At 35.2% G+C, this 15,922-nt stretch carries 11 protein-coding genes, 17 tRNA genes and 1 rRNA gene; all 29 read right to left on the bottom strand.

Annotation, left to right across the window (positions count from 1 at the left end):
- The coding region (locus tag ACFWDE_RS26430) for an NEAT domain-containing protein (RefSeq protein ID WP_377895834.1) at window positions 1-1,228 on the bottom strand (1,228 nt) is incomplete at its 3' end.
- 128 nt (window positions 1,229-1,356) lie between these two features.
- A complete protein-coding gene (gene yhbH / locus ACFWDE_RS26435) occupies window positions 1,357-2,532 on the bottom strand; it encodes a sporulation protein YhbH (protein WP_002113900.1) in 1,176 nt (391 codons plus the stop codon).
- Between the two features lie 450 nt (window positions 2,533-2,982).
- On the bottom strand, window positions 2,983-4,878 hold the full coding sequence (locus ACFWDE_RS26440; protein ID WP_002159367.1) for a PrkA family serine protein kinase: 1,896 nt from the start codon (window positions 4,876-4,878) through the stop codon (window positions 2,983-2,985).
- 403 nt (window positions 4,879-5,281) lie between these two features.
- On the bottom strand, window positions 5,282-7,351 hold the full coding sequence (locus ACFWDE_RS26445) for a sensor domain-containing protein (protein WP_377895836.1): 2,070 nt from the start codon (window positions 7,349-7,351) through the stop codon (window positions 5,282-5,284).
- 124 nt (window positions 7,352-7,475) lie between these two features.
- Window positions 7,476-7,964, bottom strand: coding sequence for a tRNA (uridine(34)/cytosine(34)/5-carboxymethylaminomethyluridine(34)-2'-O)-methyltransferase TrmL (gene trmL / locus ACFWDE_RS26450; RefSeq protein WP_000538149.1), 489 nt, complete (start codon window positions 7,962-7,964; stop codon window positions 7,476-7,478).
- Between the two features lie 58 nt (window positions 7,965-8,022).
- Complete coding sequence (locus ACFWDE_RS26455) at window positions 8,023-8,910, bottom strand: amidase domain-containing protein (protein WP_377895838.1); 888 nt, start codon at window positions 8,908-8,910, stop codon at window positions 8,023-8,025.
- A 44-nt stretch (window positions 8,911-8,954) separates the two neighbouring features.
- Window positions 8,955-10,097 (bottom strand): tRNA epoxyqueuosine(34) reductase QueG, encoded by a 1,143-nt coding sequence (gene queG, locus ACFWDE_RS26460; RefSeq protein WP_002204547.1) that lies wholly within the window; start codon window positions 10,095-10,097, stop codon window positions 8,955-8,957.
- Window positions 10,098-10,298: 201 nt separating this feature from the next.
- Window positions 10,299-10,372: transfer RNA gene (locus ACFWDE_RS26465), tRNA-Gly, on the bottom strand.
- 114 nt (window positions 10,373-10,486) lie between these two features.
- Window positions 10,487-11,140 (bottom strand): DsbA family protein, encoded by a 654-nt coding sequence (locus ACFWDE_RS26470; protein ID WP_002204548.1) that lies wholly within the window; start codon window positions 11,138-11,140, stop codon window positions 10,487-10,489.
- 187 nt (window positions 11,141-11,327) lie between these two features.
- On the bottom strand, window positions 11,328-12,104 hold the full coding sequence (locus ACFWDE_RS26475) for a transglycosylase domain-containing protein (RefSeq protein ID WP_002204549.1): 777 nt from the start codon (window positions 12,102-12,104) through the stop codon (window positions 11,328-11,330).
- Window positions 12,105-12,635: 531 nt separating this feature from the next.
- Entirely contained in the window at window positions 12,636-13,097 is a 462-nt protein-coding gene (locus ACFWDE_RS26480; protein ID WP_002063701.1) for an NUDIX hydrolase, read from the bottom strand.
- Window positions 13,098-13,337: 240 nt separating this feature from the next.
- Window positions 13,338-14,057, bottom strand: a complete 720-nt coding sequence (locus ACFWDE_RS26485) for a YebC/PmpR family DNA-binding transcriptional regulator (RefSeq protein WP_377895841.1) — start codon at window positions 14,055-14,057, stop codon at window positions 13,338-13,340.
- Between the two features lie 264 nt (window positions 14,058-14,321).
- Window positions 14,322-14,403: transfer RNA gene (locus tag ACFWDE_RS26490), tRNA-Leu, on the bottom strand.
- Between the two features lie 10 nt (window positions 14,404-14,413).
- Window positions 14,414-14,484 (bottom strand) — tRNA-Cys (locus ACFWDE_RS26495).
- Window positions 14,485-14,498: 14 nt separating this feature from the next.
- Window positions 14,499-14,573 (bottom strand) — tRNA-Gly (locus ACFWDE_RS26500).
- 5 nt (window positions 14,574-14,578) lie between these two features.
- Window positions 14,579-14,653: transfer RNA gene (locus ACFWDE_RS26505), tRNA-Gln, on the bottom strand.
- 64 nt (window positions 14,654-14,717) lie between these two features.
- Window positions 14,718-14,793: transfer RNA gene (locus ACFWDE_RS26510), tRNA-His, on the bottom strand.
- A 19-nt stretch (window positions 14,794-14,812) separates the two neighbouring features.
- Window positions 14,813-14,886 (bottom strand) — tRNA-Trp (locus tag ACFWDE_RS26515).
- A gap of 9 nt (window positions 14,887-14,895) precedes the next feature.
- Window positions 14,896-14,979 (bottom strand) — tRNA-Tyr (locus tag ACFWDE_RS26520).
- A gap of 10 nt (window positions 14,980-14,989) precedes the next feature.
- Window positions 14,990-15,065, bottom strand: a tRNA-Thr gene (locus ACFWDE_RS26525).
- A gap of 14 nt (window positions 15,066-15,079) precedes the next feature.
- Window positions 15,080-15,155, bottom strand: a tRNA-Phe gene (locus ACFWDE_RS26530).
- A 9-nt stretch (window positions 15,156-15,164) separates the two neighbouring features.
- Window positions 15,165-15,240, bottom strand: a tRNA-Asp gene (locus ACFWDE_RS26535).
- A gap of 3 nt (window positions 15,241-15,243) precedes the next feature.
- Window positions 15,244-15,320, bottom strand: a tRNA-Met gene (locus tag ACFWDE_RS26540).
- 57 nt (window positions 15,321-15,377) lie between these two features.
- Window positions 15,378-15,454: transfer RNA gene (locus tag ACFWDE_RS26545), tRNA-Met, on the bottom strand.
- Window positions 15,455-15,478: 24 nt separating this feature from the next.
- A tRNA-Val gene (locus tag ACFWDE_RS26550) sits at window positions 15,479-15,554 on the bottom strand.
- Window positions 15,555-15,559: 5 nt separating this feature from the next.
- Window positions 15,560-15,634: transfer RNA gene (locus tag ACFWDE_RS26555), tRNA-Glu, on the bottom strand.
- A 19-nt stretch (window positions 15,635-15,653) separates the two neighbouring features.
- A tRNA-Ser gene (locus tag ACFWDE_RS26560) sits at window positions 15,654-15,745 on the bottom strand.
- Between the two features lie 2 nt (window positions 15,746-15,747).
- Window positions 15,748-15,822: transfer RNA gene (locus ACFWDE_RS26565), tRNA-Asn, on the bottom strand.
- A gap of 8 nt (window positions 15,823-15,830) precedes the next feature.
- A 5S ribosomal RNA gene (rrf, locus tag ACFWDE_RS26570) occupies window positions 15,831-15,922 on the bottom strand; the annotation flags it as partial.

The following is a 15,922-nucleotide window of genomic DNA, read 5'->3' on the forward strand; positions in this document are numbered from 1 at the left end:
CTTCTAAATTAAGTGATTGTACAGTAGACAATCTTGATAAAGGTTCGATGTTTTCTAATTCATTTTTAGCAAGATCTAACTCTATTAATTTTTTCATTGATGTAATATGTTCAATATTCGTAAGTCCATTGTTACTTAAAGATAAATTCTTTACATTTTTCAATTGCTCAATCCCAGCAAGGTTATCATTACTAATTTGATTATTTGCTACAGTCAAATCCCTTAAAGATTTCACTGTAAATAATGGTTTAATATCTTTTATATAGTTACTACTTAAATCTAGCGTTTTAATCTTCTTTATTTGACTTAATGGGCTTAAATCTGAAATTTTATTATTTCTCAAATTTAAAAACTCAATATGTTCTAACTCAGCCAAAGGTCTAATATCTTCAAGTTCACCATAGGTTATACTTAATAACTTCAATTGTCTCAATTTCGAGATAAATTGTATATTTTCTAACTTAACTTCTTCCAACCTTAAGCTTTCTAAATTCGTCATATATTCTAGACCGCTTACGTCTTGTATTCCTTTACTTTTAGCTTCAACGACTATTAAGGATTTAACTTTTAATAAATCTTCCTTAGTTATTGGAGTATCTAGATTCTCTCTATTCAAGTTATATTTATTAATATGCCTTTGTAATTGCTTATCTAATATTACATTTCCACTTTCATCTTGTTGATCCACTTTTTCCTCTTTATTTTCCTTTTGTTCTTTTGGAACATTATTTTCTAAATTTAAAGCATTTACTTCAAACTGTACTTGATACTTATTGTCATAAGCCATTGTCGGAATATAAATATGCATTTGCATATTATATCTTTTTCCTAATTCTCCAACTTCAAATTGAATAACTTTCGTCCCATTTTTCTTTTTATCCTCTGATATAACTTTTACATCTTGGAACACACCAGGAGTATGAATATCCTCTGTTTTCAAGTATTGGAAGAAATCACTATCACTTAACGTTGCCGTTACAATTTTCTTTCCATTCTCAATTGTTAACTTAGGATCCTTTATATAAACAGCTGCCATAGATTCTTCATTTGTTTTATCTTTATATGCTTTAATAACAGCATCATAAATACCATTCTCTAAAGTATGCCCAGCCTTATTCGCCTCAATTGCTACTGCCGCTAATGCCGGCGTAGAATATGCTGCAAATGGAATTACCAATGTAGCGGCCACTAACATTGCATTTATACGTTTTCTTTTATTTTTTTTCAACTTTACATCTCCTCCGAAATATATAAATCAAAATGTAATCATTCTCGAATAAATGATAATGATTTTCAATATCATTGTCAACTAAAAAAATAAAAAGTTTACAAAAAAATAAACCCCTTCAAAAGGGGTTATGCCATTTTCTCTCCTGATTCTTCTTTAAAAAAGCTCTTCATCGCATGAAATACATCTGCTTTTTGTTTTAAAATATAGTACCTAAAGTTCTCATCTTTAATATTTTTATATGCTGACATAAGCGTACTGTGGCGGTTGTACTGGTTCACTTCCCCATACCCAAACATATTACACTTCTTCATCAACTCTTCCACAAGCTTTACACATCTCGCATTATCCGAAGTTAAATTATCACCATCTGAAAAGTGGAATGGATAAATATTATAGCGATCTGGTGAATATTTATTATCGATTAACTCAAGTGCTTTTTTGTACACAGAAGAACAGATCGTTCCACCACTTTCTCCTTTTGAGAAAAATTCTTCTTCTGTAACGACCTTCGCTTCCGTATGATGGGCAATAAACTCAATGTCTACGGTTTCATACTTTGTGCGTAAAAATCTTGTCATCCAGAAAAAGAAGCTACGTGCCATATACTTCTCCCATATCCCCATCGATCCACTCGTATCCATCATCGCTAATACAACAGCTTTTGAATCTGGCTTTAACACTTCATTCCAAGTACGGAACTTTAAATCCTCTTGGTGAATTGGATGGAAAGATGCTTTACCACGCATTGCATTTCGTTTATATGCAGATATCATCGTTCGTTTCTTATCAATATTTCCCCATAATCCTGTTTTTCTAATATCATTAAATTCAATGTGTTCAATCCGGTTTTCATCCAGTTCTTTTCTCTTTAAATTAGGCAACTCTAATTCTTTGAAAAACGCTTGCTCCAATTCTAAAATTGAGACTTCTGCTTCATAATAATCTTCCCCAGCTGCATCTCCTGCCCCTTGCCCTTTTCCTGGTCCTTTCTGCTTTTGACCACCTGATCCATCCCTCGCAACGACATCGCCAACTTTGCTGTCACCGTTCCCTTGCCCAACATGTTTATTTTTATCATAATTGTATCTAATCTTATATTCATCTAAAGAACGAATCGGTATTTTCACAACATCCCTACCATTAGACATAACAATATTTTCTTCCGTTACAAGATCTGGTAAATTATTTTTAATTGCCTCTTGTACTTTTTCTTGATGGCGTTGTTGGTCGTCATATCCTTTGCGATGGAGGGACCAGTTTTCCTGTGAAATCGTATAATTTGGTTGGTTTTCTTCGCCCATTCCTTTCCCTCCTTACTGTAATTGTCTTCCTCTATGAACAGCAATCTATAAATTTTGTTCTGTAATATGCCAAGCTAGAATATTTGAAAGGTAACTGCCCATTGAAAATCATCCCATAAACATATATAGCGTTTTTCATACAATACTCCGAGCATCCTAAACAAAATTTTGCCACTCACATAATAGAAAGAAACATTCAGCCGTTGATAAGAAAGAAACACAATGCATTGTTGCACACATTTTCACTTTGCAACATATTGTATTGTGTTGGCTTTTTTCGTATGAATGGTTGGTTACTCTATCATATGCATATTGTAAAAATAATTGACAATAAATTCATAAAATCGCATCTTAATTTATTATATTTGGACAAGCTATGACACTTTTTACAAGTATCAATAGATAACAAAACGCCGTCCCAAGAACAAGAGACAGCGTTTTGTTATCAAACTATCGATTTAACAAACTACCTACATATCGTAACAATTCATTCGCAGATGAAGAATTATAGCCATGCTCATCAATTAAGCGTGCAACAACATCATTGATTTTCTTAAGCTGATTTTCGTCTGGTGTTTTCGTTGATGTTGTAATTTTCACTATATCTTTTAAATCAGCAAATAGTTTTTTCTGAATCGCTTCACGAAGACGTTCGTGTGAATTATAATCAAAGCGCTTCCCTTTACGTGCATAAGCAGAAATGCGAATTAAAATTTCTTCACGGAATGCCTTTTTAGCATTTTCTGAAATTCCAATTTGCTCTTCAATCGAACGCATAAGTTTTTCATCTGGGCTCATTTCTTCACCCGTTAACGGATCACGTAATTTTGATTTATTGCAGTACGCTTCGACGTTATCTAGGTAATTATCCATAAGTGTCTTAGCTGATTCTTCGTATGAATAAACAAACGCTTTTTGTACTTCTTTCTTAGCAATTTCATCGTATTCTTTTCTCGCTAATGAGATGAAATTCATATAGCGCTCTCGGTCTTCACTACTAATTGACGGGTGCTGATCCAATCCGTCTTTTAACGATCTCAGTACATCTAGTGCATTAATAGATGGTACCTCTTTTCGAATAATTGTAGAAGAAATTCGGTTAATGACATAACGAGGATCAATCCCCTTCATACCTTCATCTTGATATTCGCGTTGCAATTCTTCTACATCAATCGCATTATACCCTTCTACCGTTTCTCCATCATATAAACGCATCTTTTTAATTGAATCAATATCCGGACGCTTCGGATCTTTTAAACGAGTTAAAATAGTGAACATTGCTGCAACGCGAAGTGTATGCGGTGCAATATGAACATTAGACACATCACTTTCACGAATCATTTTTTCATAAATATGTTCTTCTTCACTAACCCGTAAATTATATGGAACCGGCATTACAATAATTCGTGAATGCAATGCTTCATTTTTCTTATTTGCTATGAAGGAACGATACTCTGTTTCATTTGTATGCGCTACAATTAATTCATCTGCTGAAATAAGCGCAAATCTTCCTGCTTTAAAATTCCCTTCTTGTGTAAGCGATAATAAATGCCATAAAAATTTCTCATCACATTTTAGCATCTCTTGGAATTCCATCATTCCACGGTTCGCCTTATTTAATTCTCCATCAAATCGATATGCACGAGGATCTGATTCCGAACCGTATTCTGCGATTGTAGAAAAGTCTAGACTACCTGTTAAATCGGCAATATCTTGTGATTTTGGATCAGAAGGACTAAATGTACCAATTCCTGTACGGCGATCTTCAGAGAAGAAAATACGCTCTACAACTACATCTTCAATTCTTGACCCGTATTCTTGCTCTAGACGCATAACATTTAATGGTGATAAATTCCCTTCAATTCTTACTCCATACTCATCAAAGAAATCATTCCGTAAATGCTGCGGAATTAAATGAAGTGGATCTTCATGCATTGGGCAGCCTTTTAATGCAAAAATCGCTCCACGATCTGTTCGTGAATATGTTTCTAATCCTCGTTTCAACATCGTAACTAATGTTGATTTCCCCCCACTAACAGGCCCCATTAATAACAAAATACGTTTTCTAACATCTAATCGTTTTGCAGATGGATGAAAATATTCTTCCACAAGGCGTTCTAAAGCATCCTCTAATCCAAATAGCTGATTACTAAAGAAGTTATATTTTCTTCTACCATCAACTTCTTCAATTCCAGCATCTTTTATCATATTGTAAATGCGAGAGTGTGCTGTTTGAGCCACCCATGGTCTTTCTTTCACAAGCTCCAAATACTCCGCAAACGTACCTTCCCATTGTAAACGTTCTTCTGCTTCCCGATATTGTTCAATTTTCTTTAGAATATCCATTATAGCTCCTCCCCCATCTCCTTGTTCAATCGGATTATTATAAAAGGTATGCTAGGATGTCCTTAAACATTCTTTAAATCAAAACGAAATATATAATAGCGCTATAAAATTCTCTCCAAAATTCAAAGAAAATTCTGTATAATAAAGGTATTAAAGTTTTCACGCTGCTATTCATTGTAAATAAATTCTTTTCTTCTAGGAACCTTACATACATTTCGATTCACAAATAGGATTCGTAAACCGAAAAAGTAAGGAGGAAATTAGGATGAAGTTATTATTAATTTTATGTGTATCACTCACATTTCTTACAGCTATTTTCACATCTGGTTATAACGATAAACCAGGTACACATAAAAAGTGATGTGCTGAAAAGCACATCACTTTTTTTCTTGTTTTTTATACACTATTTAAAATAAATATTTTCCACATCGTATATCGATAAAGGACGATTATAAAAATAACCTTGTACGAGTTTCACATTCTTTTCCTTTAAAAATTGTATTTGTTCCGCTTTTTCTACTCCTTCTGCAATTACATTTAACCCTAGAGTATGTGCTAAATGAATAATTGCAGCCGTAATATTCGTATCTCTTTCATCTTTATATATACCTTCCATAAAAGAACGATCAATTTTTAACGTATCAATCGGATATGTTTTTAAATAACTTAAAGATGAATATCCCGTTCCAAAGTCATCTAAATGAATCTTTAAATTTTGTTCTTTTAACTGCATTAACACTCTTTTCGATAAATCTTTATGTATAAGAGCCCCTTCTGTAACTTCTATTGCTAATAAATGAGGGGGGACGTTGTACTTATTTAAAGCACGTGTAATCATCTCTATTAGTGTAATAGAACGAAAATGTCTAGCTGAAATATTAACTGCAATTGGTACAACTTCATACCCTTTATTTAACCATTCACGTATCTGTTCACAAACTTGATGTACTACCCATTCATCAAGTTTAATAATAAATCCTGTTCTTTCAGCAAGTGGGATAAATTGATTTGGCGAGACAAATCCTAGCTCCTTATTCTCCCACCTTATTAATGCTTCCATACTGGCTATCTTTCCCGTTTCAATATTAATTTGAGGTTGATAATATAGGGAAAATTCATTTTTCTCTATAGCACGATGTAACTGATTCTCTATTATAAACCTTTGTTCACGTTCACAATCTAATCCACTACAATAAAAATGATAATATCCTTTTCCTTTTTCCTTTGCTTTTTCCAAAGCTGTGTCGACTCTTTGGAAAAGCATTTTTTCATCCATTCCATCTTTTGGAGCCATTACAATCCCAATTGATGCACTCAAATAAACATCCTCTTCTTCTATTACAAAATGCTCACTAATTCTTTTTAATATTGTTTGTGCCACTTCCTCTACGCATTCTTTCGTTATATTTTCTATTAACATAACAAATTGATCATCATGTTCTCTAAATAAATGCATATCTTCTATTTTTAGTTCTCGTAGGCATTCAGTAACTTTTTTTAATACTTGATCCCCTTCTTTATGACCAAATGTATCATTAATAAGGTGAAATTCATCCAAATCTATAAAAACCAATGCAAATTCTTTATTATCATCTAAAAATTCATTTAGTTTATTTGTACATGATATTCTATTCATTAACCCCGTTAACTGATCGAAGTAAGCCAAATACTCTGTTTTCATCTCATTTAATACTTGCCTCGTAACATCCCTCGTAACAATGTACACTCCGACGATTTCACTATTCACAATAATGGGGATAGTCCTCACAGAAATATAAAGTTCATACCCTTCTTTATGAACATATTTCTTTGCAACAATTTGTCTTGCTTTTCCCTGTAAAGCATTCTTAAATATAGTTTGAAAAGTTTTTTCATATTCTTTATTTATAAACTGAAAAATAAATTGGTCCTTTAACTCTTCATATCGATACCCAAAAATTTCATAAGTTGCTGGATTTGCATATGTAATTCTTCCAATAGAATCTACAGATACAATGGAATCATTATTATATTCTAGTAATGACTTAAATAACATTTGTTTTTCTTCTATTTCCGCTTTTTTCTTAACCTGTGCTGTAATATCTCTAGTAATACAAATAATAAACTGACATGTTCCATTTACATCGCATACTGGATTAAGTGAAGATTCATAATGTATATCGCCAGCTGGCAAACTAATTACATCACAAAATGTATTTGCTCTCGCTTCTCTCATTACTTTTTCATATTGTCCTTGCAATAACCTTGCCGTATCTTCTGGTAATACTTCTGCAAAAGTTTTTCCATAACATTCTTTCCCTAGCCTGGCGTGATCCATTCCTATTTTATTCACATAAATATATTTAAAAGTTTCATCGTCAATAACTTTCACAATAAACACTAAATCTTGAATAGCATGTAACAGTCCCTGTCTTACTAAATCCATATCTATCATACTTAAAAAGGTATTTTGATTATTATATTGTTCCTTCATATTTATCTCAACCCGTCTTATCTATTTTTATTCATATATCTCATTCTATATGAATATGTACCTTTTTTAAAATGTATGATTACATATTTTTTTAAAAAATAAAAAAGTCGCCAAATGGCGACTTTTAATAAACGATTTCTAAATCTAATCCTGGATAATTTTGTTGACGGAACGCTTCATAAATTAAAATTGCTGCTGTATTAGATAAATTTAATGAACGTACTTTATCCGTCATTGGAATACGTAAACAATGATCGAAGTTTTCTTCAATTACATTAGCTGGTAATCCATTTGTTTCTCTTCCAAATACGAAATAGTAATCCTTCTCACGTTTGCTATAATCAAATGCTGTATGAGCTTTCTCGCCATACTTTGTTAAATAGAAGAATTCACCATCTTTATTTTTCTCATAAAATTCTTCGATTGAATCATAATACGTAACTTTTACGTGCTGCCAATAATCTAGTCCTGCACGCTTTAACATTTTGTCATCCGTTGAAAATCCAAGCGGTCTAATCAAATGTAACTCTGTTCCAGTTGCTGCACAAGTACGTGCAATATTCCCTGTATTTGCTGGAATTTCTGGTTGATATAAAACAACATGTACTCCCACGCGATATTCACCTCTATTTTTTGTCTACTACGTATTATACCACTTGAACGAAAAATCTCTACCCATTAATAATATGAAAGAATTTATATTTCATTTGTGGTTTATATTTACTAGAGTCTTCATAGTTCCAATAACGCCTGCGGCTATTCGCTGAATGTGCATTTACAAGCGGCATACCATCTGCGTCTTTTGCTACTACAATTGTCGTATGATTCCACCTACCATCATCCTCAAAATCATACGCAATTACATCGCCAAGAATAAGGTCTTCTGGCTTTTCTACTGCTTCTGCTCGAAGACCAGCTGTAGCACCTGACAAATACCAATAAAAAGAGTGTGCTACAGCCCAGCTCCAACTCCACTGGTTTCCCCTTTGCCACCACCCTTTACGAATATTAGGATGTCCATTCATTGGCACTTCTCCAGTATGCAGACATTGTGAAATGAAATTTGTACAATTATCAGGAAAATTACGGTATGCAGGATTGCGATCATCCCACCAACGCTCTGCATATTTCACTGCCTCTAAACGATTATATTGATATGAACCGTATTTTTCTTTCGTGACTTCCCGTTCTAACGTTTCACCTATTCCTATTTCTTCTGACACTTCAAGAGCATAATCATCTATTATACGACTATTTTTTAAACAAACTCGTCGTTTTAATTGTTCCTCTTCGATATAAAATAATTCTTTATGCTTAATTAAATATTTCAAGTGTATTTGATAATCAATTTCTTGATGCTCATTACTATTTAATTGTCTAATGAAAGAAATATCTGCAGTTGCTTTCACTATATGTGCACTACGCTTTTGAAACAATTGTTTCTTTCTCTGTACCATTTGTAACAAATCTACTGCAATACCATCCACATCAGTTCGTTTCTCTGTGATATATGCTAAAAACTGTTGCACTTGCTTTTCAATATTCGCTTTTACAACCATTTCGTCTCCCTCCCATATTACAATATGAAAAAGGGAGATATTATCTACTCTTTTTTCTGTGCTAACAATTCAAGTCCACGATTCATTTCATGAAGAACCTCTTCATCTTTCTCACGTTCCATCGCTTTTTCAATGGCTTCTCCTACTCCATCTCCACCAATTTTCCCAAGTGCCCATGCTGCTGTTCCCCGAAGTACTGGTCTTGGATCATCTTTCATAACACCGATTAAATCAGGAATTGCTGCTGTTTCTTTAAAATGTGCAAGTGCTAAAATAGCATTTCGTTGCAATGGCTTTTTACCTCTCCATGAACCAGACATAACCCCATATTTTCCCTTAAAATCACGATTACTAATTGTTAAAAGTGGTGTTAATAATGGTTTAACTAATTCAGGATCAGGCTCCATTTCAGGATGGTTATGAAAATCCATTCCTTTATTTTTCGGACAAACAGTCTGACACGTATCACATCCATATATACGATTTCCTATTTTATCGCGATATTCTTCAGGCAGAAATCCTTTTGTCTGTGTTAAAAATGCAATACATTTCTTCGAGTCCAACTGACCGCCTTGTACTAAAGCACCTGTAGGACAAATATCAATACATTTCGTACAACTTCCACATTGATCTTCTATTGGCCGATCAGGAGGGAATGGAACATTCGTAATCATTTCTCCTAAGTATACATACGAACCAAATTCCGGCGTAATAATAGCGCAGTTCTTACCACTCCATCCAATACCGGCACGCTCTGAAACAGCTCGATCACTTAGCTCCCCTGTATCAACCATTGATTTCACTTCTATATCCGGAAGCTTTTCGATTAAATACGCCTCTAACTTTTGCAAACGATCTCGTAAAACAAGGTGATAATCTTGGCCCCAAGAAGCACGACAAAAAATCCCGCGACGTTCTCCACGCTTACTTAATGGTGCATTTTTTAATTTTGAAGGGTACGCTAAAGCAATCGCAATAATTGATTTCGCACCAGGTAACAATAACTGTGGATTCGTTCTCTTCTCTATATCAGGTTCTTCGAATCCAGACTGATAATTCAATTGTTGTTGCTGGATTAGACGCTGCTTTAACTCCTCAAATGGTGAAGCACTGGCAAAACCTATTTTATCTATACCAATCGTTTTACTATACGCAATTAAATCTTGCTTTAATTGTTCAAAATCCATTCTTTATCGCCTCCTCCGATGAATCCATCCCTTATGTAACGACTATATTGGTTAGCAATTCACTTTTGGAATAATATTCTTTACTTCTATTTTCGCATACAATTATGATTTTCAAACATTAAAAAAACGCAATGCTTCGTTTATCTTAGAAACGAAACACTGCGTTGATCACAATTTATCAGAAAAATATTAAATAAAATTTGGAGCGGGTGAAGAGAATCGAACTCTCGACCAGAGCTTGGAAGGCTCTTGTTTTACCACTAAACTACACCCGCAAATATGAATAAATATAAGATATTGAAATAACTTATGTAAAGTAGTATAGCATGTAAAAAAAATCGAAGCAAGAAATTTATCGAAAAAAGTCGAAAAAGTGATGAGATACCTCATCACTTTTTCAATTCTTTATCAATCGCCTTCTTCATACTATCGAAATCAGGGTTTGCAAGATTCCCATTTATATATACTGAAGGAGCACCTTGAACTTTTAATTTTTGAGCACGATCTGAATCTTTACGTACTTTGTCTTTCATTTCTTTACTGTGTAAATCTTTTTTAAACTGTTCTACATTAATTTTCGGAAGCTTTTCTTTCACAATATTAAGAAGTAATTCTTCTGTAATCCATTCTTCCGTATCTTTCTTTTGATTTTGATAAATCTCATCATAGAAAATCCAGAATGAATCTTGATCTTGTTTATAAATTGCTTCACCGGCAGCTGCACCTAAATCAGAGTCTTTTCCGATAAACGGGAAGTTAATAAAATATAACTGCACTTTACCTTTATCAATATACTCTTCTTTTAATCGTGGTAATACCGTTACATCCCAAGTACGACAAGCAGGACATTTAAAGTCTCCAAATTCAACTACCTTAACTGGAGCATCATCTTTCCCTAAAGATTGTTGCGTAGAATAAGCAAACATCTCATTCCCTTTATCTTTCTTGTCATTTATGATGCTATACACAATTGTCCCGATTACAATCAATACTGCGATAGAAAAAACTATACCAAGAACCATGAGTTTGTTTGATGATTTCATATACATTCCTCTTTAATTTCATATTCTGTATACATCATTGTACACAATACACATAATATCAATACTTACATAGGTCACGCAATGAACACGCTCACATAAATTACAAAAATACAATATTTGTGACAATATTGTGTCGTCTTTTGTCACAAATTATTCAAAAAAAGAAGCCCTTATATAGGAGCTTCTTTTAACTTACTGCTTTTTCACGTGCATTTTTTAACATGGACTGCTCTGTTTTTATATCATGACGAATTACTAATTTCTCACTAACTGCTTGCACATACTCATCATGATTTATATATCCTTCTTTCTCCATTAGTCTTAAAACTACATTTCGTCTTTCAACTGCTTTATCATAATTTTGTGCAGGTGAGTAATAAGCTGGTGCTTTTACTACAGCAGCCATCATTGCACTCTCTGCCAATGTTAATTGATCCACCTTTTTACCGAAGTAAAGGTTTGCTGCTTTTTCAATTCCCCATGCTCCTTCTCCGTAGTAAATATTACTCACATATAATTTTAAAATCTCATCCTTTGTGAATGTACGTTCAATTTTTTTCGTATAAAAAATTTCTTTCCACTTACGAGAAAATGTACGTTCATTAGATAAAAAAGCATTTTTAGATAGCTGCTGTGTAATCGTGCTTCCTCCTTGCACAACACCACCAGCTTTTATATTTTCAATAGAAGCTCGAATAATTGCTATATAGTCTAAACCGTTATGATGATAAAACCTTTTATCTTCCGTCGCAATAAATGCGTGTGTTAATGATTCTGGCACCTCTAACTTAGCGGATACATGTAATTTACTAATATCACTTCGCTCAATCATTACATTTCCAACGAATAATAATGCAAAACTTAACAATAATAATAATATAATGGCTTTATAAAGAAATTTAGTTAATGGATTTAATGCAACTTTTTGATGATAATTCACTCTAGATAATACTCGTTCTTTCATCTCGAACACCTCTTTTCCACACAGCATATATAACTCTTAATTTAAGAATACCTTGTTGTAAAAGAATATCCCATCGATTTCTCTTACACCTACCTTACAACATTGTAAGGTGTAAAAATGTATTGTATCACAGTCCTTTTTTATCTACTATTCATATGAAATATTGAATATACATTTGTTTATTATACTATTTATAGGAAGTAGGACTCTCCTTAATTTCACTTTATTCTTTTATTATATCAGTTTATACATTTATACTTTTAAATATCTAGCAATCTAATTATATATGATATATCACTATTATACAGAACAAACGTTCTATAAATCAATAATAGCTTTCAGATTATCTCGCTATTTGTGGGCAGTAAGACTTCTCCCTCAAAACTTGGCTAAAGCTAGAAAATTAGGTAGTAGCTCTGCTTCCTCCACTAATTATTAGCCTACACTTTATTATTGTGACCTTTTTCTGAAACAGTATACATAAAGAAAAGGTTAGCAATTTGAGATGTCCTCAAATAACTAACCAAAACTTTACAATCTTCCTATAAGATTATATGGCTGAACTTCCCATGTTTCGTATGGAATGAAATGCATTGCTTTCATCGCATCAAGTGTCCTTGATTTCATATGAGGACGCGTTATATACTCATCAATGTTCTCTTCGTTTAAAGCAACAAATTTAGCCTCTTGTATTTCTTCAGGTTGAATTTTTATTTCACCACTAACATATGCTACTTTAAAAACAACAGCTACAATATGCATAGAAGCATTATAATAAATCCCTGTAACTCCGATAGGCTTCACAGTTAATCCTGTTTCCTCCATTATTTCTCTGCAAACAGCTTGATCGAGCGCTTCCCCTTCTTCTACCTGTCCTCCAGGCATTTCCCACGTATCAGCTCGCCAGTGCACTTTCGTTAAAAGTACCTCATTCTTTTCATTTGTTAAGTAACCTGCTACGGCAACAATATGCTTTGGTGTTTTATGCTCCACAGAAATACCTCCTAGAAATACGATTATTTAAAATACTATCTATAACCATATTCCATAACTACAACAAAACCCCTTTAAAACTTTATCACCTTAACTATTTCAATAAAAAAAGACCCAGTTCGTTAAACGAAAGGGTCTTCTGTCTTATATCCCGCTATTTGTGGGCAGTAAACGCCCGATTGGTGAGGGGTAATAATCAGCGGGGGATGAACACCCCCCACTGATTAAAGTTTCACCTTATTATTCCCCTAAGTCTACGTTGTGGTAAACTTGCTGTACATCTTCTAAATCTTCTAATGCATCAACCATTTTTTCAAATTGTACTTGAGCATCTTCAGGAAGTTCTACATCACTTTGTGCAAGCATTGTTAATTCTGCAACTGTAAATTCTTCAACACCAGCACCTTTAAGTGCAGATTGTACTGAATGGAACTGATCAGGTTCAGCATAAACGATAACAGAATCTTCTTCTTCTAGAATGTCACGTGCATCTACATCTGCTTCCATTAAAATTTCAAGAACTTCATCTGATGTTTTACCTTCAAGACCGATAACAGCTGTCGCATCAAACATGTAAGCCACAGAACCGTTCACACCCATGTTACCATTGTTTTTGCTAAATGCAGCTCGTACATCTGCTGCAGTACGGTTTACGTTATTTGTCAGTGTATCTACAATTACCATAGATCCGTTTGGTCCAAAGCCTTCATAACGAAGCTCGTCATAGTTTTCTTCTGAACCGCCTTTTGCCTTTTCAATCGCACGGTCAATAATCGTTCTTGGCACGTTATATGTTTTTGCACGTTCTAATACAACTCTTAACGTTTGGTTTGATTCTGGATCTGGCTCGCCTTGTTTTGCTGCCACATAAATTTCACGTCCAAATTTCGCGTATATACGGCTTGTATTTGCATCTTTTGATGCTTTTTTTTCTTTAATATTGTTCCATTTACGGCCCATACTTTCCACTCTCTTTCCCGTTTTAAATCTACATAAAAATATTAATATGAAATATAATGTGTATTCAACACATTTTTAAAAGAAATATAAAAAGTTCATTTTTGATTCATATTACAGACATAATATAAATCACTATCATTTTGTTCTTTCGACAAGTTATATTATACATGAATTCCTAAGTTTATTACGAATTTTAGAATCACATAGCATAATTTAACAAAAAAGACCCTAACATTTCTGTTAGGGTCTTTTTTAATTCACCGATACCGATGGTCGGGGTCGAACCGACACTCCCGAAGGAACACGATTTTGAGTCGTGCGCGTCTGCCAATTCCGCCACATCGGCATAATAAGAAAGGCGGCAACCGGATTTGAACCGGTGGTAAAGGTTTTGCAGACCTCTGCCTTACCACTTGGCTATGCCGCCATATGAAGTTAAAATGGAGCGGAAGACGGGATTCGAACCCGCGACCCCAACCTTGGCAAGGTTGTATTCTACCACTGAACTACTTCCGCAAAAATGGCTGGGCTAGCTGGATTCGAACCAGCGCATGACGGAGTCAAAGTCCGTTGCCTTACCGCTTGGCTATAGCCCACCGAAGTTTTACTTAATTATATGTAAGTATCCATTAATTTATTTGTAATTTTAAAAAATAAAAATGGGGCGACTGATGGGAATTGAACCCACGAATGCCGGAGCCACAATCCGGTGCGTTAACCACTTCGCCACAACCGCCATGTTGTGTTTATATATTTGGCAGGGGCAGTAGGAATTGAACCCACACTGGAGGTTTTGGAGACCTCAGTTCTACCTTTAAACTATGCCCCTATGTAAATATGGTGGAGGGGGGCAGATTCGAACTGCCGAACCCAAAGGAGCGGATTTACAGTCCGCCGCGTTTAGCCACTTCGCTACCCCTCCGAAACTTACATGGTGCCGGCTAGAGGACTTGAACCCCCAACCTACTGATTACAAGTCAGTTGCTCTACCAATTGAGCTAAGCCGGCATATTTTATTAAAATGGTGGCTCGGGACGGAATCGAACCGCCGACACGAGGATTTTCAGTCCTCTGCTCTACCGACTGAGCTACCGAGCCTTATTAAAATGGCGGTCCCGACCGGGGTCGAACCGGCGATCTCCTGCGTGACAGGCAGGCATGTTAACCACTACACCACGGGACCATTTGGTTGCGGGGACAGGATTTGAACCTGCGACCTTCGGATTATGAGCCCGACGAGCTACCGTACTGCTCCACCCCGCGATAATATTATTTATATAATTATATGATAAGTGTTAGCAACCAAATTACGAAAATATTTGGTTGCGGGGACAGGATTTGAACCTGCGACCTTCGGGTTATGAGCCCGACGAGCTACCGTACTGCTCCACCCCGCGACAATATTATTCATATAATTTATATGGTGGAGGATGACGGGATCGAACCGCCGACCCCCTGCTTGTAAGGCAGGTGCTCTCCCAGCTGAGCTAATCCTCCAAAAGTGGTGACCCGTACGGGATTCGAACCCGTGTTACCGCCGTGAAAGGGCGGTGTCTTAACCACTTGACCAACGGGCCAAATATTATAAAATGCTTATGGCGGAGAGCAAGGGATTCGAACCCTTGATACGCTTGTGACGTATACACGATTTCCAATCGTGCTCCTTCGGCCAACTCGGACAGCTCTCCAATGGCTCCGCAGGTAGGAATCGAACCTACGACCGATCGGTTAACAGCCGATAGCTCTACCGCTGAGCTACTGCGGAATAATATTGCCTGGCAACGTCCTACTCTCACAGGGACAAGGTCCCAACTACCATCGGCGCTAGAGAGCTTAACTTCCGTGTTCGGTATGGGAACGGGTGT

This window comes from Bacillus sp. NPDC060175, assembly GCF_042728695.1.
Classification (GTDB): domain Bacteria; phylum Bacillota; class Bacilli; order Bacillales; family Bacillaceae_G; genus Bacillus_A.

Excerpts from the sequence above, each read along its gene's own strand:
- yhbH (WP_002113900.1), bottom strand. The coding sequence starts at position 2,532 with ATGGGCGAAGAAAACCAACCAAATTATACGATTTCACAGGAAAACTGG.
- ACFWDE_RS26440 (WP_002159367.1), bottom strand. The coding sequence starts at position 4,878 with ATGGATATTCTAAAGAAAATTGAACAATATCGGGAAGCAGAAGAACGT.
- ACFWDE_RS26445 (WP_377895836.1), bottom strand. The coding sequence starts at position 7,351 with ATGAAGGAACAATATAATAATCAAAATACCTTTTTAAGTATGATAGAT.
- ACFWDE_RS26455 (WP_377895838.1), bottom strand. The coding sequence starts at position 8,910 with ATGGTTGTAAAAGCGAATATTGAAAAGCAAGTGCAACAGTTTTTAGCA.
- queG (WP_002204547.1), bottom strand. The coding sequence starts at position 10,097 with ATGGATTTTGAACAATTAAAGCAAGATTTAATTGCGTATAGTAAAACG.
- ACFWDE_RS26470 (WP_002204548.1), bottom strand. The coding sequence starts at position 11,140 with ATGAAATCATCAAACAAACTCATGGTTCTTGGTATAGTTTTTTCTATC.
- ACFWDE_RS26475 (WP_002204549.1), bottom strand. The coding sequence starts at position 12,104 with ATGAAAGAACGAGTATTATCTAGAGTGAATTATCATCAAAAAGTTGCA.
- ACFWDE_RS26485 (WP_377895841.1), bottom strand. The coding sequence starts at position 14,057 with ATGGGCCGTAAATGGAACAATATTAAAGAAAAAAAAGCATCAAAAGAT.